Source organism: Vibrio phycocola, from assembly GCF_053850235.1.
Map to the genome: position 1 here is coordinate 50,404 of NZ_JBSQDJ010000010.1, position 19,712 is coordinate 70,115.

Consider the following 19,712-nt stretch of genomic DNA (forward strand, 5'->3'; position numbering starts at 1 on the left):
GGATTTACAATGAAAAAAATCACAATCAACGATTTAATTAAATGCAAAAGTGAAGGCCGAAAGTTTGCGACATCCACCGCTTACGACGCCAGTTTTGCACAATTATTCGAAAGCGAGAATATGCCAGTACTCCTCGTCGGTGATTCGCTTGGTATGGTATTACAAGGGCAAAGTGACACTCTCCCTGTTACGGTTCAAGATATTGCCTATCACACGCGTAGTGTACGTGCAGGAAGCCCTAATTGCTTGTTAATGGCTGACATGCCCTTTATGAGCTACGTTACTCCAGAAGAAGCGTGTAAAAACGCGGCTGAAATTATTCGAGCTGGTGCAAATATGGTCAAGCTAGAGGGCGGGGCATGGTTAGTCGACACCGTTAAAAAGCTCACTGAACGTGCTGTTCCTGTATGTGCGCACCTTGGCTTAACCCCACAGTCTGTCAATATTTTTGGTGGTTATAAAGTTCAAGGACGCAGTGATGAGCAAGCAAAGCAAATGCTTGATGATGCACTTGCCCTACAAAGTGCCGGCGCTCAAATTATCCTGTTGGAATGTGTCCCATCTAGCTTAGCGAAAATGATCACGGAAGCCGTCGACGTCCCCGTAATTGGCATTGGAGCAGGGCCAGAAACCGACGGTCAAATCTTGGTTATGCACGACATGCTAGGTATTTCCGCGAACTACATGCCCAAGTTTTCCAAAGACTTTCTTGCTGAAACAGGGAATATACGCAAGGCAGCCGCTAAATACATTGCAGATGTAGAAAGCGGATCATTCCCTGACGCCGACCATACCATTGCTTAAGCCGGTAGATCACGATGGAAACTTATTCAGAAGTTAAAAAACTAAGAACAGTTATTAACGCGCATCGTTTGGCACAAAAACGGATCGCGTTTGTGCCAACGATGGGAAATCTCCATGAAGGGCATTTAACCTTAGTTCGTCAAGCTCAAGCTGTGGCCGATATTGTTATCGTCAGTATTTTTGTCAACCCAATGCAATTTGAAAATGCCGACGATCTAGTGAACTACCCTCGTACATTGGATGATGATCTCGCTAAACTCGCCAAACAGGGAGTCGACGCGGTATTTACGCCAACGCCAGATATCATGTACCCAAAAGGATTGGATCAACAGACGTTTGTTGAAGTTCCAAACATGTCTAATATCTTGGAAGGGGAATCTCGTCCCGGTCATTTTCGTGGCGTCGCAACAATCGTGACAAAACTATTCAATATCGTACAACCCGATGTTGCTTGCTTTGGCGAAAAAGACTTTCAGCAACTTGCGGTTATTCGTCAGATGACGGAAGACTTGTGTTTAGATATTGAGATCATTGGCGTGCCTACGGTAAGAGAATCCGATGGTTTAGCCATGAGCTCGCGAAACAACCGCCTTACCACTTCACAACGAACTGTCGCACCGCATTTAGCGCGTATCATGAAAAGTATTGGTGAGAACTTGGTTCAAGGTGAACGAGATACCGAAGCGTTAATTGTGAATGCAAATAGCGAAATAGTTCAGGCAGGAATGAAGGTTGATGAAATTTTTATTCGAGATGAACAGACGCTTCAACCGATCAATCAAGATACTGAGAAGGCGGTTGTACTCATGGCTGCTTTTTTAGGTGATGTTCGATTAATCGATAATCAGGTTGTCAGCCTAATCTAATCATTACTGAATAAAATATAACGCTTCAGTCCCCTATTTTCACCTGAATCAATAGGAAAACTGAAGCGTTTCTGCTTCAACTAGCTACGAAGCCCAGTCCCTTTAGCAATTAAGTAATGCGCTACCGAATATAGCAAGATAACAAACACACCCAAAACACTAAACGAACTAACAATACTCACATCAGAAACACCAAGAAAGCCATAACGAAAGGCATTTACCATATACACAATAGGATTAATTTTAGACACAACCTGCCAAAACTCAGGCAACAAGGATATTGAATAAAAAACGCCACCTAAATAGGTCAATGGTGTTAGCACAAAAGTCGGTACTATCGAAATATCATCAAATGTGCGCGCAAAGACTGCATTAATTAACCCACCAAGTGAGAAGACAACAGAAGTCAAAAACACGGTAAAAATAATCACAGACCAATGCTCAACTTGAAGGTCGACAAAGAATAATGAAACACAGGTAACCAACATGCCAACCAACAATCCTCGTGTTACGCCTCCCATCACATAACCGGCGATAATGACGTAATTTGGGACTGGAGCAACCAATAACTCTTCAATATTCTTCTGCATTTTAGAACTAAAAAACGAGGAAGCAACATTGGAATATGAGTTCGTTATCACCGACATCATGATCAACCCAGGAACGATGTATTCCATATAAGAAAAACCATTCATTGTCCCAATTCGTGAGCCAATCAAATTACCAAAAATAATAAAATACAATGTCATTGTAATCGCTGGCGGCACTAATGTTTGTACCCAAATACGCGTAAAACGATTGATCTCTTTTCTCACTAAACTGCTAAACGCGGTCCAATAAATTTGATACATAGTACTTCTCATTTTTCGTTTCTCACTAGGCTAACAAATAGCTCTTCCAATCGATTCGCTTTATTTCTCATCGAAAGCACTTTTACCCCTTGTTGTGTTAACTGGCTAAAGACATCGTTCAACCCTTGAGATTTTTCCAACTCAATCTCTATTGAGCCTTCTTTGTTTTCTTGTTTCAACACACCATTAAGTTGCGGAATGGTCTCTGAAGAATCAACATCTAGAATAAAAGTTTCAACTTGAAGCTTACCCAACAATGCTTTCATCGACGTATTTTCAATTAGCTCACCCGCTTGAATGATCCCAATGTTACGACACAACATTTCAGCCTCTTCTAAATAGTGAGTGGTGAGAATAATCGTAATACCTTGGTTGTTTATCTCTTGTAAAAACGTCCACATCGAGCGGCGCAACTCAATATCAACACCTGCTGTCGGTTCATCGAGAATTAATAGTTTCGGCTCGTGCATCAAAGCGCGAACAATCATCAAGCGACGTTTCATGCCACCGGATAACGCTCCCGCTCGTTCGTTTCGCTTATCCCACAACTCCAACTGAGTAAGATACTTCTTGGCACGCTCTTTTGCTAATGCGCGTGGTACCCCATAATAGCCAGCCTGATGAATGACAATTTGCTCGACAGTTTCAAACTGGTTGAAATTAAACTCTTGAGGAACCAATCCTAGGTGTTGTTTCGCCTCTTCCAAGCGTGCATCAATGTCATAGCCAAACACCGATACTTTGCCTGACGTTTTATTAACTAAAGATGCAATAATGCCAATGGTGGTTGATTTACCCGCCCCATTTGGCCCTAACAACGCATAAAAATCACCTTGTTTTACGTCTAAATCAATCCCTTTTAAGGCTTCAAAACCACCATTATAGGTTTTGCGTAAACCTCTTATTTCTAATGCATTCATAGCTTGTAAATGTCTCTATTTTTGATTGCTCTTACGACTTATTTATCGCTCAATTCATTCATCACAATTTAACAGGAATTTACGACCGACGCTGATATTTATTCGTGACAAATACAATGGCATCTCTGAGAACTAAAACTTTGTTACTATTTTCGCTAATCAACGATGTAAACTTTGTGTATAGTGACTCCGCACACATTTTGATGCCAAACGATACGTTCAACAATTCGTGTTTTGTGTGAGTTGGTTTCCAATCCTAATTCACCGCATTAAGGGAAGGACAATGCCAGAAATTAAACAACTGTTTGAAAACAATTCGCGCTGGTCTGAATCGATCAAAGCTGAAAATCCCGAATACTTTGCACAACTAGCCGAAGGACAAAGCCCTGACTTTCTATGGATAGGTTGCTCTGATAGCCGAGTTCCAGCTGAACGGCTTACAGGACTGCATTCTGGAGAGTTATTCGTTCACCGAAATGTTGCTAATTTAGTAATTCACACTGACTTAAACTGCCTTTCAGTTGTTCAATATGCCGTTGATGTTCTGAAGATTAAACATCTAATCATTTGTGGCCACTACGATTGTGGTGGCATCAAAGCAACTCTAGCTAACCCTAAACTTGGGCTGATTAATAATTGGCTCCTGCACATTCGAGACATATACCAAAAGCATCGTACTTACATCGACAGTATGGCCCCAGAATATCAAGCGGACAAACTGGTCGAGCTCAACGTAGCAGAGCAAGTGTATAACCTCGCCAATTCTACAATATTGCAGAATGCATGGGAACGAGGTCAAGAATTCGAGCTCCATGGTTTGGTTTACGGTATTGAAGATGGGAAATTGGAATATTTAGGAGTTCGTTGCGATTCAGCAGAAATCGTTGAAGAAAATTACAATAAGTCGATGGAAAAAATCCTCAATAAAGACTTCAAGCTTCTTTGCCACCGATAGCGAATACCAACCTCAGCGTCTAATAAAAATGCCCAGATATGAAAAATCTGGGCATTTTTGTCATGATACTCGTTAGCGTAACGTTATTCGGTTTCTAACGTTACCTTACCGATATAAGGGAGGTGACGATAATCTTGAGCAAAATCTAATCCCATCCCCACGACAAACTCATCAGGAATCGAGAAGCCAATCCAACGAGCATCTACGTCAACTTCACGGCGAGAGGGCTTATCTAACAAAGTACACACTTCAATTGAATTTGGCTCACGAAGTCTCAATACTTCTTTTACTCGACTTAACGTATTACCGGTATCAATGATGTCTTCAACTAAAATGATATCTTTACCAACAATATCATCATCTAGATCTTTTAAAATTCGAACATCACGAGAACTCTCAGTACCATTTCCATAACTTGATGCTGTCATAAAGTCGATTTGATGCGTCACGCTAACTGCTCGCGCTAAGTCAGCAAGAATGATAAATGAACCACGAAGAAGTCCGATTAAAACGAGATTGTCGCTATCTTTATAATGCTCGGAAATTTCTTGTCCTAACTCTTGGATTCTCTGTTTAACTTGTTGCTCAGAAATCATCTCTTCTATTTTATGGGCCATGACTCTCTCATTAATCGATGTTAAGTACTTAAGCAACTCGCCTTGCAAGTTTGCCATTCACTCTTTATTTGAACCCAATATATTACCATTACTGCGCAACCAGATAAAATAACAGTTTAATTATTAGTATTTGCAATATTAAATACCAAAATCGCATATATGCAATTACTATAGTAATGTGTAAGTTACATAATGTAATTTATCAATTGATCTATTGATAAATTGCATATGCACAATTACACTTATTAATGCACTACCCATAATAAAAATATCACCAAGATGTGATAACAAATCAACGTTAATTGGCAAGGAAAAAAATATATGGACGCGATAATAAAAAAACGCCCCCGGACTCGCTTATCCCCCCAAAAGCGTAAACTTCAGTTAATGGAAATAGCCTTAGAAGTATTTGCAAAACGCGGTATTGGTCGTGGCGGCCATGCTGATATTGCAGATATTGCACAGGTTTCCGTCGCAACGGTTTTCAACTACTTCCCTACTAGAGAAGATTTGGTCGATGATGTGTTAACTCACGTAGTACATCAATTTTCTAATTTCCTAGCAGACAATATCGATATCGATGCTTACATCAAAGATAATTTGTATAACCTAACTCATGAGATGACTCGTCTTGTACTAGAAGATTGTCATTGGATAAAAGTTTGGTTTGAATGGAGTGCATCGACTCGCGAAGAAGTATGGCCATTGTTTGTTTCAACCAATCACACTAATCGCCTGCTTGTGAAAAACATGTTTACGAAAGCCATCGAACATGGCGACGTATGTGACAAGTACTCACCAGAACATTTATCTGACCTATACTTGGGAATGTTCTACACGTTATTCATTCAGGCTAACCGTACCACCGATCAACAAGAAATTGATGAAATGGTCCATTGCTACCTTGATATGCTTTGTATCTATCAACGACGCAAGTAATTGAATAACGTACCACATAATAAAAAACCGCCGCACTTCAAGTGCCGCGGTTTTTTTAATCTTCTCATCTAAGTATATAACCTAGAAGATAAGATTATTTTTTCTTCACTGCTTTCGCATTAGGCAAATCGGTAATTGTACCTTCAAATACCTCTGCCGCTAAGCCTACAGACTCATGTAGCGTTGGGTGAGCATGGATAGTTAATGCGAGATCTTCTGCATCACAACCCATTTCAATCGCTAGACCAATTTCACCAAGTAGTTCACCGCCGTTAGTACCAACGATAGCACCACCAATCACACGGTGAGAGTCTTTATCAAAGATAAGCTTAGTCATACCATCAGCACAATCTGATGCGATCGCACGTCCGGATGCAGCCCAAGGGAAAGTCGCAGTTTCGTAGTTAAGACCTTCTTCTTTTGCTTCTTTTTCTGTTTTACCAACCCAAGCAACTTCTGGCTCAGTGTAAGCAATTGAAGGAATAACTTTAGGATCAAAGTAGTGCTTCTTACCAGCAATAACTTCTGCAGCAACATGGCCTTCATGCACGCCTTTGTGAGCAAGCATTGGCTGACCAACAATATCGCCAATTGCGAAAATATGTGGAATATTGGTCTTAAGCTGCTTATCAACATTGATGAAGCCACGTTCATCAACTTCAATACCAGCTTTCTCAGCATCAAGAAGCTTACCATTAGGCACACGACCGATAGCTACAAGTACAGCATCATAGCGCTCTGCTTCAGCAGGTGCTTTCTTGCCTTCCATAGACACGTAGATACCGTCGTCTTTAGCTTCAACTGCCGTAACTTTCGTTTCTAGCATTAAGTTGAATTTATCTTTAATACGCTTGGTATAAACTTTTACTATGTCTTTATCAGCAGCTGGAATCACTTGATCGAACATTTCTACAACGTCGACTTTAGATCCCAGTGAGTGATATACCGTACCCATTTCGAGACCGATGATACCACCACCCATGATCAACAGCTTGCCAGGAACTTCTTTTAGCTCTAGTGCATCCGTTGAGTCCCAAATACGAGGATCTTCATGAGGAATAAATGGCAATTTAATCGGACGAGAACCCGCCGCTACAATTGCATTATCGAAGTTAATAACAGTCTTGCCGTCATCACCTTCAACTTCAATGGTATTCGGGCCAGTAAACTTACCAAAACCATTTACAACATTCACTTTACGCATCTTAGCCATACCGCCAAGACCGCCAGTTAGTTGTGTAATAACTTTTTCTTTCCAAAGACGAATCTTGTCGATATCAGTCTGTGGTTCACCAAAAACAATACCGTGTTCTGAAAGTGCTTTCGCTTCTTCAATAACTTTCGCTACGTGTAATAGCGCTTTAGAAGGAATACAACCGACGTTTAAACATACACCACCTAAGGTGCTATAACGTTCAACTAGAACGGTATCAAGACCTAAATCTGCACAACGGAAAGCAGCGGAGTATCCAGCAGGGCCGGCACCAAGTACTACCACTTGGGCTTTGATTTCTTTGCTCATTTTGACCTCTTGTAGTCGTTATCCTTAACAGGCTGATGCGGGCTTCAATCGATTCACTCGATGATTCAAACCATGTCTTATATAAACCAAAATAGTTTACAGAGATGTTAATGGGTTGAAAAGAATTTCACCAGAGCCTGTGAGCCATACAACAATTCAATCAAGTATCTTTTAGCTCAATCGAACTGACCTAGTAATTAATATGCTTTTTAAGATTAATCAAGGCGGCTATTGCCGCCTTGGATTTACGCTTAACTTATAGAACTAAACGACGAATATCGCTTAAACAACCATTTAAGTAAGTAATGAAACGTGCACCTTCGGCACCATCAATTACTCTGTGGTCGTAAGATAACGACAATGGAAGTTGTAGACGCGGAGTAAACTCTTTGCCATTCCATACTGGCTTCATCTCAGATTTAGAGACACCTAAGATGCCAACTTCAGGTGCGTTTACGATTGGTGTAAATGAAGTACCACCGATTCCGCCTAAGCTAGAAATGGTGAAACAACCACCTTGCATATCTGCTGCCGTTAGTTTGCCATTACGTGCTTTCTTAGAGACTTCTGCAAGTTCTGCTGAAAGCTCGTAGATGCCTTTCTTGTTCACATCTTTAAAGACTGGAACGACTAATCCATTTGGAGTATCAACCGCAATACCAACATTCACGTACTTCTTAAGAATTAAGTTTTCACCGTCATCAGAAAGAGAAGAGTTAAATGCAGGGAAGGCTTCAAGCGCTTTAGCAACAGCTTTCATGATGAAAACAAGCGGCGTGATCTTAATGCCACTGTCTTTCTTCGCTTCAATTGCATTTTGCTCTTTACGGAAGCTTTCAACTTCAGTGATATCAGCGTTATCCCACTGTGTAACATGAGGAATCATTACCCAGTTACGATGCAAGTTAGCACCAGAGATCTTCTTGATACGAGATAGCGGTTTAACTTCTGTATCACCAAATTTACTGAAGTCAACTTTAGGCCAAGGTAGTAAGCCCAATGCTGAACCATCACCTTTACCAGATGCACCAGCACCCGACTCAAGACGCTTCAATGCTTCTTTCACGTAGCTTTGAACATCTTCTTTTAGGATTCGGCTCTTACGACCAGACCCTTTTACTTTCTCAAGGTTAACGCCAAACTCGCGAGCTAAACGACGAACAACTGGAGAAGCATGAGCATAATCAGCATTTTCTTTGAAATCACCCGTTGATGCAGACGAACTTGCACTTGGAGTTGCGGCTTTCGCTGCTGGAGCACTTGGGGCTGGAGCCGCAGGAGCAGCGGCAGCTACTGGTGCAGCACCGACAACTTCAAATACCATGATCAACGAACCCGTTGTTACTTTATCGCCGGTCGCAACTTTGATTTCTTTTACTACACCAGCAAACGGTGCAGGTACTTCCATTGATGCTTTATCGCCTTCAACAGTAAGTAAAGATTGCTCTTCTTCGACACTGTCGCCAACAGCTACCATGATTTCAGTAACTTCAACTTCGTCACCACCGATATCAGGTACGTTGACCTCTTTTGCTGCTGAAGCCGCCGCAACAGGAGCCGCTGCTGGAGCTGGATCCGCTGCTGCTGGAGCAGAGCCTGCAGTTTCAAAAATGAAGACAAGAGAACCTGTCGTCACTTTATCACCAGAGACTACCTTAATTTCTTTTACCACACCGGCAAATGGTGCTGGTACTTCCATTGATGCTTTGTCGCCTTCAACCGTAAGTAAAGATTGCTCTTCTTCTACGCTATCGCCAACGGCTACCATGATTTCAGTAACTTCAACTTCATCACCACCGATATCGGGGACATGAACTTCTTTTACTTCAGCTACCGCAGCTGGAGCGGCCGCTGCAGGAGCAGCTTCAACTGGAGCAGAAGCTGGTGCTGCTGCACCCGCCTCTTCTTCAAAAATCATAATAAGTGAACCAGTGCTTACTGTGTCACCCGTAGCGATTTTGATCTCTTTAACAACACCAGCTTGAGAAGCTGGAACTTCCATAGAAGCTTTATCACCTTCTACAGTAATAAGAGACTGTTCTTCTTCAACCTTGTCACCAACGCTTACTAGAATCTCAGTGACTTCAACCTCATCCGCACCGATATCTGGTACATTAATTTCGATTGCCATTGCTATTTCCTACCTATATTAAGCGTAAAGTGGATTCGTTTTTTCAGTGTCGATATCAAATTTCTTAATAGCTTCTGCTACGACAGATTTTTCGATATCACCACGTTTCATAAGTTCTGTTAGAGCAGCAACCACAACATAGCCAGCATTTACTTCAAAATGACGACGTAAGTTTTCGCGGCTATCTGAACGACCAAAGCCATCAGTACCCAATACTTTATATGACTCTGCTGGTACGAACGCACGTACTTGCTCTGAGTAGTTTTTCATGTAGTCAGTCGCTGCAATTGCAGGTTCGCTACCTAAAACGGTTGTGATGTAAGGTACTTTCGCTTCTGCTTCTGGGTGAAGCATGTTGAAACGTTCTGCAGCTTGACCATCACGAGTTAGCTCGTTAAATGACGTCACAGCAAAGACATCAGAGGCAACACCGTAGTCTTCACTTAGGATTGTTGCAGCTTTGCGCACTTCATTCATGATAGTACCGGAACTCATAAGCTGTACTTTACCTTTGCTACCAGCATGAGTTTCGAGCTTGTAGATCCCTTTACGAATGCCCTCTTCAGCGCCTTCTGGCATTGCTGGCATCGCATAGTTTTCATTCATGATAGTTAGGTAGTAGTACACATTCTCTTGCTCTGAACCATACATGCGACGGATACCGTCTTGCATGATGACAGCCAATTCGTATGCGAAAGTTGGATCGTATGAGATACAGTTCGGAACCGTATTTGCAAGAATGTGTGAATGTCCATCTTCGTGCTGAAGACCTTCACCATTTAGCGTCGTACGACCAGCAGTAGCACCAAGTAGGAAACCGCGAGCTTGTTGGTCCCCAGCTAACCATGCCATGTCACCAATACGTTGGAAACCAAACATAGAGTAGTAAATGTAGAACGGGATCATTGGTAGATCGTTGGTGCTGTATGATGTCGCAGCAGCAACCCAAGACGCCATTGAACCTAATTCGTTGATACCTTCCTGAAGCACTTGACCAGAGGTAGCTTCTTTATAGTAAGAAACAACACCGCGATCTTCAGGTGTGTAGTCTTGACCATGTGGGTTGTAGATACCAACCTGACGGAATAAACCTTCCATACCAAAAGTACGTGCTTCATCACAAATAATTGGAACAATGTTCTTACCAATATTCTTATCTTTCAATAAGATATTTAGAGTACGAACATAAGCCATTGTGGTAGAAATTTCACGTTTCTGCTCAACCAATAGTGGACCGAAATCTTCAAGAGTCGGCACTTTGAATTCTTGAGTAAACTTAGGCTGGCGCTTAGGTGTATATCCAAGTAATGCTTCGCGACGAGCATGCATATACTTGTACTCTTCAGAGCCTTCTTCCAATTTGAGGTAAGGCAATTTCGTGATAGCTTCATCATCAAGAAGATCTTCAAGGCCTAAGCGATTACGTAGGTGCTGAACATGAGTCATGTCCATTTTCTTCACACCGTGAGCGATGTTTTTACCTTCAGCTGCTTCACCCATACCGTAACCTTTAACTGTTTTCGCTAGAATAACAGTTGGTTTGCCTTGGGTTTCTTTTGCGTTATTAAATGCAGCGTACAGTTTCGATGAATCATGACCACCACGCTTAAGAGCAAAAATTTCAGCGTCTGTCATATCCGCAACGAGTGCTGCAGTTTCAGGATACTTGCCAAAGAAGTGTTCACGAACGTAGGCACCATCTTTCGATTTAAACGTTTGGTAATCACCATCAATGGTTTCATTCATTAGCTGGAGCAACTTACCAGAAGTGTCTTTCGCTAGAAGAGAATCCCAGTTTGCGCCCCAAATAACTTTAACAACATTCCAGCCAGCACCTTTAAATAGGCCTTCTAACTCTTGAATGATGCTACCGTTACCCATAACCGGACCGTCAAGACGTTGTAGGTTACAGTTAACAAGGAAGCATAGGTTATCTAGCTTCTCACGAGCAGCAAATGAAATAGCACCACGTGATTCTGGCTCATCCATTTCACCGTCACCAAGGAACGCATAAACACGTTGTGCTGAAGTATCCTTCATTCCGCGTCCTTCAAGATACTTAAGGAAGCGAGCTTGATAAATTGCAGAGATAGGGCCAAGACCCATTGATACCGTTGGGAATTGCCAGAATTCAGGCATCAATTTAGGGTGTGGATACGAAGGAACTCCTTTACCATCCACTTCTTGACGGAAGTTATCAAGTTGCTCTTCTGTCAAACGCCCTTCAACGAATGCACGAGAATAAATACCCGGAGAAATATGACCTTGATAATAGACTAAATCGCCACCATCGGTGTCGTTTGCTGCACGGAAAAAGTGGTTAAAACACACTTCATAGAAACTTGCAGATGACTGGTAAGAGGCCATGTGACCACCTAAATCCAAGTCTTTCTTTGATGCACGCAATACAATCATAATTGCGTTCCAGCGGATAATAGAGCGAATACGACGTTCTAAAGTCGTGTCGCCAGGATAAGCGATTTGCTTATCTGCTGGAATCGTATTGATGTAATTGGTGTTCACGCCAGTCGGCATATCTACGCCATCTAAACGAGCTTTTTCCAATACCTGCTCAAGTAGGTACTGAGCACGTTCAATACCCTCTTCACGTACAACTGACTCAAGAGCTTCAAGCCACTCTTGGGTTTCCATTGCGTCTACGTCAGTCTTCATGTCAGACATGCCGATCTTTCCTTTTTGTTGGTTTGATCTAAAAACGAAGGAGTAATAGCTATGATTCACTATCACTCTGCTGAATTCGACTTAAAGAACGCTCTCGACGAGTCTGCTCTTTGCTTAAATCCAACAATGTTTCTTCAATGAAAGCTAGATGAGAATGTGACATTTCACGGGCCTTCTCAGGTTCCCCCAAAAGTATCGCATCAACGATGCTAGCTCTGTGTTTACCTACTTTTTCAATCACCTCAGGGCGACGATGTAAGAGCTTTAAATTCTGTTGCACATTTTTTTCAAGCAAAGGTGCAAGGCTACGAACAATATGAAGTAAAACAACGTTATGAGAGGCTTCTGTTAATGCTATTAAAAACTCAACAACATTCTCGGCTTCCACTTCAACATTCGCTGAGTTTTGCTCAAGCACAATCTGACTCAAACAAGATTTAATGCGCTTAAAATCTTCTTCAGTACCTCGAATCGCAGCAAAATAAGCTGCTATCCCTTCCATTGCATGACGAGTTTCAAGCAAATCAAGGTGCGTTTCAGAATGGTTTGACAGTAAGTTTAGCAAGGGATCAGAAAAACTGGTCCAAACTTTCTCACTAACAAAAGTTCCACCACCTTGTTTACGAGTAAGAAGACGCTTTCCTTCTAAACGTTGGATAGCTTCACGCACTGAGGGACGAGAAACATCAAATTGTTTCGCTAACTCTCGCTCTGGAAGAAGTTGCTGTCCTGGGGCCAATATGCCTTCGACAATCAATCTTTCCAATTCTTGCTCGATTACATCTGACAGTTTTGGTTGACGAATCCTTTGATAGGTCATATTTATCATTCTTCTGCTTTCGTAGCCAATTGGTAATACCAATTTAAATTGCACAAGAAATTAACATATGAGGATGCTTTTTGTCTAGCGGAAAATTGATATAAATCATGAAATCGATCACACGTTCACAATTCCCTTACAAAAAATATGCTTTTTAATTACTCAATATTGGTAATACCATTTATTAGCGTAACATAAGCCATTGCTAGGAAAGGATTTTTGTATGACAAATAAAATCAAGAGAACCCTATAGTCCTCTTAATTTACTCCAATCTTTGGTAAATAATACCGCTTATCGAGCTTCAATATGCTCAATCATAAGTTGAAGAGTTTGATTACCCCGAAACTCATTAATATCGAGTCGATAGGCTAACTGAATGGTTTTTACGGCAGGATCTGGCCAACGACGAACATCAATATTAAACGCAATAGCATCGATCATTTTGTTGGTCGAGAAGCCTTTATGTAGAGGCTCTAGCATCAATTTCAAATGACTGCCCCCTACCAATTTCTGATGTAAGACTTTAAACTCCCCATCAAAAATAGGTTCAGGGAACGACTGCCCCCAAGGCCCACCAGCCCGAAGAATTTCCGCCGTACTCAGTGAAAACTCTTCTGGAGCTAATTCCCCATCGCTCATAATAATGCCTTTTAACGCACTCTCATCAATAGATTGCCGCACGACTTGATCAAACAGAGCAACGAACTGTTGATAGTTTTCTTCTTTAATACTTAAACCTGCAGCCATAGCATGACCGCCAAATTTAAGAATAATACCGGGGTTTTGGGTATCAATAAGGTCGAGCGCATCTCGCATATGGAGTCCAGAAATAGAACGACAAGAGCCTTTTAAAATCCCCTCTCCGCCATCGGCAAACGCAATCACAGGCCGGTGATAAGTGTCTTTAATCCGAGATGCGAGAATACCTATCACACCTTGGTGCCAGTCTCGCTGAAACAATACAATGCCATAAGGAAGGTCATGTTTTTCGCCAAATTGAAGTCGTTCACAAAATGCGAGTGCTTCCTGCTTCATCCCTTGCTCGATATCACGACGAGTTTGATTTAACCCATCGAGCTCACTGGCCATTCTTCGAGCAGCATGAATATCATTACACATTAGCAGTTCGACTCCGAATGACATGTCATCCAGACGTCCAGCAGCATTAATTCTAGGGCCGAGTGCAAAACCAAAATCCGCTGCAACCAAACGTCGAGCATCTCGTTTCGCAATTTCAATCAATGCTTGAATGCCAGGTCTCGCCTTGCCTGCTCGAATTCGTTGCAATCCTTGATGAACGAGAATTCGATTATTTTCATCCAATGGCACAACATCCGCGACCGTGCCTAATGCAACCAAATCAATCAGTTCCATCAGTTTCGGCTCTCTCACACCTTGAGCTTGAAACCAACCGGATTGACGCATCGCCACACATAATGCCATCATCAAATAGAATGCGACACCAACACCCGCAAGCGCTTTTGAAGGAAAATGACAATCGGGTAAATTAGGATTCACCATCGCATCGGCATTTGGCATGACACTACCCGGCAAATGATGGTCGGTCACCACAGTCACCAAGCCTTTCTCTTTAGCATAACTAACGCCATCGATAGAAGACACGCCATTGTCCACGGTCATAATAAACTCTGCACCAAGCTCAATAGCTTGGTCGACAACGTCGGGGCTGAGGCCATATCCATCTTCAAAACGATTAGGCACCAAGTAATCGACATTATTGCTACCTAGCATGCGCAACGCCAATACCGAGAGTGCAGAGCTCGTCGCACCATCGGCATCAAAGTCGCCAACAACAATAATTCGTTGTTGCTGCTTTATGGCTTCGAACAGCAATTCTACGGCACGATCAATACCATGTAATTTTTGATAGCTATGAAGTGAACGTACTCCGTTATCAAGTTGCTGCTCATTTTCCACACCTCGACTGGAATAAATCTGCCTGAGCAGCGTCGGTATTGAGTCTGGTAATGAATGATCTTCTACCTTCGTGCGTCGCTGAATTTCTATCATAAATATCTACTTTAAAGATTTTCCAAACGTTCCAGTAAAGTCTGAGGTGGAAGATATCCACCTAGCATTGAACCATCAGGTAAAAAGATTGCAGGAGTACCTTGGACTCCCAATGTATGTCCAAGGTTATAATGATTTGGAACCTTACTCTTACAGGCTTCGTCAGAAATAGGTTGGGGAAGCTTTTGGTGGGCTTTCGCGTCGTTCATCGCTTTTTTTGGATCTTCAGCACACCAGATATCAGCCATCACGTTAGCCACCTCGTTATTCAAGCCTTGACGTGGGAAAGCCAAATATCGAACCGTAATCCCCAACGCATTGTATTCACTCATCTGGCTGTGAAGTTTTACACAATAGCCACAAGTAATGTCTGTAAAAACAGTCACAGCGAATTTCTCATTTTCAGCTTTGTATTCGATCATATCATCACGATATTCCGCAATCGCTTTTGCATTAAGTGGGGCCTGACGTTTCGCTAATACGTTAGTGAGATTGCCGCTTTCATCGAGATGATAAAGTGTCCCAGAGATAAAATATTCCCCGTCAGAGGTGGTAAATAAAACACCTTGGTTTGTATTTAATTCAAGTAAACCATCAACATCTGAAGGCTTAACTTCTAAGACCTCCACACCAATTTCTGCCAATTTTTCTTTTATACTGTCACCGGTATCAGCCCAAGCAAAACTCGATGTTAACAATACAATGACGGCTGAAATGGTAGAAAGTAGTTGGCGTAAAATACGCATAAATAGTCCTCTTAGGCTCTTGGGTGATGTTCGCTATGAATTTGTTTTAGTCGCTCAGTAGCAACATGGGTATAAATTTGAGTAGTTGATAAATCACTATGACCTAACAACATTTGTACAACTCGCAAGTCCGCACCATGATTAAGTAAATGCGTCGCAAAAGCATGGCGTAATACGTGAGGCGAGAGTTTTTCAACATCAATGCCCGCCACAACGGCATAATGTTTAATTCGATGCCAGAAAGTTTGTCTCGTCATCATTTGTGCTCTGCGACTTGGAAAAAGAACGTCCGAGGTTTTTTCACCTAGCAACACAGGACGACCAGATTGAATGAATTGTTCAATCCACTCAATCGCATTTTCACCCATTGGAACCAAACGCTCTTTTCCACCTTTACCAAATACTCGAACGACACCTTGTCTTAAGCTGATGTTTTCCATCGTTAAACTGACCAACTCTGTTACCCGAAGTCCGGTAGCATAAAGCAACTCTAGCATTGCTTTATCTCTTAACTCGATGGGATCGGAAGTATTCTGGACGTTGAGCAACGTATCAACATCCGCTTCACTTAAGTCTTTCGGTAGTCGCTGCGGCAATTTAGGCGAAACCAGCAACGCGCTAGGGTCATCCACTCGCACTTTCTCGCGATGAAGATATTGAAACAAGCGACGAATAGCAGACAACATTCTTGCACGGGAAGTCTGTTTATATCCCTTCTCGAACAACCAAGCCTGATAATTCTGAAGGTCATCTAAAGAAACAACGCTGAGATAAAGTTCGTGCGACTCTAACCATTGAAGTAATTTTTGAATATCGCGGCGATAAGATAGAACGGTATTTTCCGACAAACCGCGTTCCACCCACATCGCATCTAAAAACTGTTCAATCAGGCCTTGGTCAGGTGACACTTTCGGGTTCACTTACTCTACCACTCTCGTTTTTCCCTTTTATTTATTCTTAATAACACAAAATGTACATAGCTAACCAACAAAGTTGTTTCAATAGTTGACAAAAAAACCTCAAGTAAGTTTCGACCTTGAGCCCTTTCCTGCTTCAGAGTACACTTCATTTATTATTTACTAGTATCCAGAACATTATGAAAATTGGTCTATTTTACGGCTCCACCACCTGTTATACCGAAATGGCTGCAGAGAAAATTCGCGCAATCATCGGAGAAGAACTCGTTGATATTCATAATGTGAAAGACACCGACATAGAAACCATGGCGAATTATGATTTCTTAATTCTCGGCATTTCAACTTGGGATTTTGGCGAGATCCAAGAAGATTGGCAAGCCATATGGGATCGCATCAAACTACCTGATCTTGAAGGAAAGCACGTTGCGCTGTTTGGCTTGGGAGACCAAGAAGGCTATGGTGAATGGTATCTTGATGCCATGGGTTTACTGCATGATGAATTGCTTAACTCTGGCGTGCGATTTTTAGGGTATTGGCCAAATGAAGGTTACGAATTTGAAGCCTCCAAAGCTCTCACCGACGACCAAGAGTTTTTCGTTGGCCTAGCATTAGATGAAGATTCCCAATATGAATTGAGTGATCAACGTATTGCGGCGTGGTGTGAGCAAATTCTTCAAGAGTACCAAGAGAGCCTTTAATCTTTCAGTCTCAGTTTTTTAGCAACGTACGATAACGCCGCCAATCAAAGCTTAATCCTGGATCGCTTTTCCTCAGGGGCGCAATATATTGGTGCCCAGTAATATGATTATTGGTAATCGCTGGGTATTGCTGTTGAATCGCGTGAGTAACTTCCGTTAACGCTTGATATTGCGCTTCGGTGTAAGCCACAAATTCTGTGCCTTCAAGCTCGATACCGATCGAATAATCATTACAATTAGCGCGTCCAGCAAAGCTTGATGCTCCCGCATGCCAAGCTCGTGCAGTAAAAGGAACAAACTGAACGATCTCTCCATCACGACGAATTAAACAATGTGCTGACACTTCCAAACCTGCAATAGCACTGAAAAATGGATGTGCTTGAGGATCAAGAGTCCCACTAAACAATTGCTCGATATACGGCCCACCAAACTCACCAGGGGGTAAGCTAATATTGTGCACCACCAGCAGTGAAATATCCGCAACAGATTGACGCTTATTATAGAAAGGAGATTCCACTTTTCTTGCCGGAGCGTACCATCCAAAATCATCAATCATGCTATTTTTCTTATCCATACCACGCTCTATATCATTATCCTTCAAAAATGAGTGGTTTGTTTTACTACAACCGCCCTCTTTTTTAGATTTATAGCTGAATTTCATTAACAGTCATCGTATCATGCCCACACTGTTCAAACTCGAAATAAGAAATGCGATGAAAAATACTCATAATAGCCAAGCTCGCCTCGATTATCTTAAACAGCAACTTCCTCGCGATATTGCAAACTTCGTGACCGAAGCACTAAAAGAGGATCTCGGTGGTGTGCTCGACGCTAGTGCCGATATCACAGCTTCCCTTATCCCTGTCGATAAACAGAGTACGGCAATTTTAATCACTCGTGAAGCCGGCATATTTTGTGGTCAAGCTTGGACAGAAGAAGTATTCAAGCAGCTTGGAAATCAAGTAAGTATCGACTGGCACGTAAGTGATGGCGATACTCTTGTTCCCAACCAAAAAATTTGTACCTTAACGGGCCCTGCTCGAGCTTTACTTACCGGTGAACGCAATGCAATGAACTTTATTCAGACCCTTTCTGGCTGCGCGACTATCACGGCAAAGTACGTAGAACAATTGGCAGGAACTCAATGTAAGCTACTCGATACGCGAAAGACCATTCCTGGGCTGCGCAATGCGCTTAAATACGCAGTGACCTGTGGCGGTGGTTTCAATCATCGTATTGGTGTCTTTGATGCATATCTAATTAAAGAAAATCACATCATTGCCTGTGGTGGTATTGAACAAGCCATATCTCAAGCTAAAGCACTCAATCCAGGAAAACCTGTCGAAATTGAAACCGAGAGCTTGGAAGAGCTGCAACAAGCCATAGATGCCGGCGCTGATATCATCATGCTTGATAACTTTTCTACCGATATGATGAAAGAAGCGGTGAAGATAAATGCAGACCGTGCCGATCTCGAAACGTCCGGCAATGTCACTCTCGAAACAATTTCGAGCTTTGCCGCTACCGGTGTCGATTATATTTCTGTTGGTGCACTGACTAAGAACATTCAGGCTCTCGATCTTTCAATGCGTCTGCAAGATTAAATAGAGACCACTTTACGAGTTAGCTCGAAAAATTGACAGGGGGAGGTGTTTATTCAGCATGATAAACTTCTCCCCCTATCGTATCCGCCCCACCTAGCCCTCGAATCTCATAGTAAACCTTTTCATCATCACTTCTCCCATTACCGTCACTTATGACCAAGGAGAAAGCGATGTCACGCTATCGTCAACACCAACAATCGGGTTTTACCCTTATTGAGCTGCTTATTGTGGTTGCCATTATTGGGATACTGTCGGCAGTCGCCGTTCCCGCGTATCAAAACCACACCAAAACCTCAGAAGCCTCCGTTGCAGTGAGTACTGTCAGTTCATTACTTACCAATATCGACCTTTATATCCAAAACAAAGACGAATTCCCCACTGATTTAAAGGACATAGGAGCAAGCTCTAACATGACACCATTGGGCACTATTGCACTAACCCAAACTGGAACTACAGCTTATGGCACGGTCACATTTACTTTCACAACTGACGCACAACTTGATGGTAAATTCGTGACCTTTACCAAATCCGAAGATAAAGGATGGCAATGTTCGCAGGATACGGAGGTGACATTAAAGTCATGTGCTGCGGCCACAGGCAGTTAATTT

The 19,712-nt window shown here is 42.2% G+C and carries 18 protein-coding genes; 7 read left to right on the top strand and 11 right to left on the bottom strand.

The features are described from left to right. Positions 1 to 9 precede the first annotated feature (9 nt). Together panB and panC are read left to right on the top strand one after the other, a co-directional pair. The gene (gene panB / locus ACWU4D_RS14330) at positions 10 to 804 is read left to right on the top strand and encodes a 3-methyl-2-oxobutanoate hydroxymethyltransferase (RefSeq protein WP_456052125.1); all 795 of its coding nucleotides are present in this window, start codon (positions 10 to 12) and stop codon (positions 802 to 804) included. 14 nt (positions 805 to 818) lie between these two features. Further along, complete coding sequence (panC, locus tag ACWU4D_RS14335) at positions 819 to 1,670, top strand: pantoate--beta-alanine ligase (protein ID WP_456052126.1); 852 nt, start codon at positions 819 to 821, stop codon at positions 1,668 to 1,670. A gap of 80 nt (positions 1,671 to 1,750) precedes the next feature. Here panC and ACWU4D_RS14340 read toward each other — a convergent pair whose 3' ends face one another. Together ACWU4D_RS14340 and ACWU4D_RS14345 are read right to left on the bottom strand one after the other, a co-directional pair. Next, entirely contained in the window at positions 1,751 to 2,521 is a 771-nt protein-coding gene (locus tag ACWU4D_RS14340; RefSeq protein WP_456052127.1) for an ABC transporter permease, read from the bottom strand. An 8-nt stretch (positions 2,522 to 2,529) separates the two neighbouring features. Beyond that, a complete protein-coding gene (locus ACWU4D_RS14345; RefSeq protein WP_456052128.1) occupies positions 2,530 to 3,441 on the bottom strand; it encodes an ABC transporter ATP-binding protein in 912 nt (303 codons plus the stop codon). A 283-nt stretch (positions 3,442 to 3,724) separates the two neighbouring features. Between ACWU4D_RS14345 and can the strand changes: the two genes are divergently transcribed. Then, positions 3,725 to 4,396 (top strand): carbonate dehydratase, encoded by a 672-nt coding sequence (gene can / locus ACWU4D_RS14350; protein WP_456052129.1) that lies wholly within the window; start codon positions 3,725 to 3,727, stop codon positions 4,394 to 4,396. Positions 4,397 to 4,479: 83 nt separating this feature from the next. Here the strand turns inward: can and hpt are convergent, their stop codons facing one another. After that, positions 4,480 to 5,013 (bottom strand): hypoxanthine phosphoribosyltransferase, encoded by a 534-nt coding sequence (hpt, locus tag ACWU4D_RS14355; RefSeq protein ID WP_456052173.1) that lies wholly within the window; start codon positions 5,011 to 5,013, stop codon positions 4,480 to 4,482. Positions 5,014 to 5,334: 321 nt separating this feature from the next. Here hpt and ACWU4D_RS14360 point away from each other — a divergent pair, with 321 nt between their 5' ends. Then, entirely contained in the window at positions 5,335 to 5,952 is a 618-nt protein-coding gene (locus tag ACWU4D_RS14360; RefSeq protein ID WP_456052130.1) for a LuxR/HapR/OpaR family quorum-sensing transcriptional regulator, read from the top strand. 94 nt (positions 5,953 to 6,046) lie between these two features. On the opposite strand, the gene lpdA is transcribed toward ACWU4D_RS14360, so the two are convergent. From lpdA to xerD, 7 genes are all read right to left on the bottom strand, one after another. Beyond that, a complete protein-coding gene (gene lpdA / locus ACWU4D_RS14365; RefSeq protein WP_456052131.1) occupies positions 6,047 to 7,474 on the bottom strand; it encodes a dihydrolipoyl dehydrogenase in 1,428 nt (475 codons plus the stop codon). A gap of 256 nt (positions 7,475 to 7,730) precedes the next feature. Continuing rightward, positions 7,731 to 9,605: a pyruvate dehydrogenase complex dihydrolipoyllysine-residue acetyltransferase gene (gene aceF / locus ACWU4D_RS14370; protein ID WP_456052132.1), complete on the bottom strand. Its 1,875-nt coding sequence runs from the start codon at positions 9,603 to 9,605 to the stop codon at positions 7,731 to 7,733. Positions 9,606 to 9,623: 18 nt separating this feature from the next. Beyond that, positions 9,624 to 12,287: a pyruvate dehydrogenase (acetyl-transferring), homodimeric type gene (gene aceE / locus ACWU4D_RS14375; RefSeq protein ID WP_456052133.1), complete on the bottom strand. Its 2,664-nt coding sequence runs from the start codon at positions 12,285 to 12,287 to the stop codon at positions 9,624 to 9,626. A gap of 49 nt (positions 12,288 to 12,336) precedes the next feature. Beyond that, positions 12,337 to 13,107 carry a pyruvate dehydrogenase complex transcriptional repressor PdhR gene (gene pdhR, locus ACWU4D_RS14380; protein WP_456052134.1) on the bottom strand — a complete coding sequence of 257 codons (771 nt, stop codon included), beginning with the start codon at positions 13,105 to 13,107 and terminating at the stop codon, positions 12,337 to 12,339. A 292-nt stretch (positions 13,108 to 13,399) separates the two neighbouring features. After that, on the bottom strand, positions 13,400 to 15,139 hold the full coding sequence (recJ, locus tag ACWU4D_RS14385; RefSeq protein ID WP_456052135.1) for a single-stranded-DNA-specific exonuclease RecJ: 1,740 nt from the start codon (positions 15,137 to 15,139) through the stop codon (positions 13,400 to 13,402). A gap of 11 nt (positions 15,140 to 15,150) precedes the next feature. Beyond that, positions 15,151 to 15,885: a bifunctional protein-disulfide isomerase/oxidoreductase DsbC gene (gene dsbC / locus ACWU4D_RS14390; RefSeq protein ID WP_456052136.1), complete on the bottom strand. Its 735-nt coding sequence runs from the start codon at positions 15,883 to 15,885 to the stop codon at positions 15,151 to 15,153. Positions 15,886 to 15,896: 11 nt separating this feature from the next. Then, positions 15,897 to 16,793, bottom strand: a complete 897-nt coding sequence (xerD, locus tag ACWU4D_RS14395; protein ID WP_456052175.1) for a site-specific tyrosine recombinase XerD — start codon at positions 16,791 to 16,793, stop codon at positions 15,897 to 15,899. 188 nt (positions 16,794 to 16,981) lie between these two features. Here xerD and fldB point away from each other — a divergent pair, with 188 nt between their 5' ends. Then, positions 16,982 to 17,500 (top strand): flavodoxin FldB, encoded by a 519-nt coding sequence (fldB, locus tag ACWU4D_RS14400; protein ID WP_456052137.1) that lies wholly within the window; start codon positions 16,982 to 16,984, stop codon positions 17,498 to 17,500. A gap of 10 nt (positions 17,501 to 17,510) precedes the next feature. Here the strand turns inward: fldB and ampD are convergent, their stop codons facing one another. Then, entirely contained in the window at positions 17,511 to 18,056 is a 546-nt protein-coding gene (gene ampD, locus ACWU4D_RS14405) for a 1,6-anhydro-N-acetylmuramyl-L-alanine amidase AmpD (protein WP_456052176.1), read from the bottom strand. Positions 18,057 to 18,213: 157 nt separating this feature from the next. Here ampD and nadC point away from each other — a divergent pair, with 157 nt between their 5' ends. Beyond that, complete coding sequence (nadC, locus tag ACWU4D_RS14410; protein ID WP_456052138.1) at positions 18,214 to 19,104, top strand: carboxylating nicotinate-nucleotide diphosphorylase; 891 nt, start codon at positions 18,214 to 18,216, stop codon at positions 19,102 to 19,104. Positions 19,105 to 19,274: 170 nt separating this feature from the next. Further along, complete coding sequence (locus ACWU4D_RS14415) at positions 19,275 to 19,709, top strand: pilin (protein WP_456052139.1); 435 nt, start codon at positions 19,275 to 19,277, stop codon at positions 19,707 to 19,709. Positions 19,710 to 19,712: the final 3 nt, after the last annotated feature.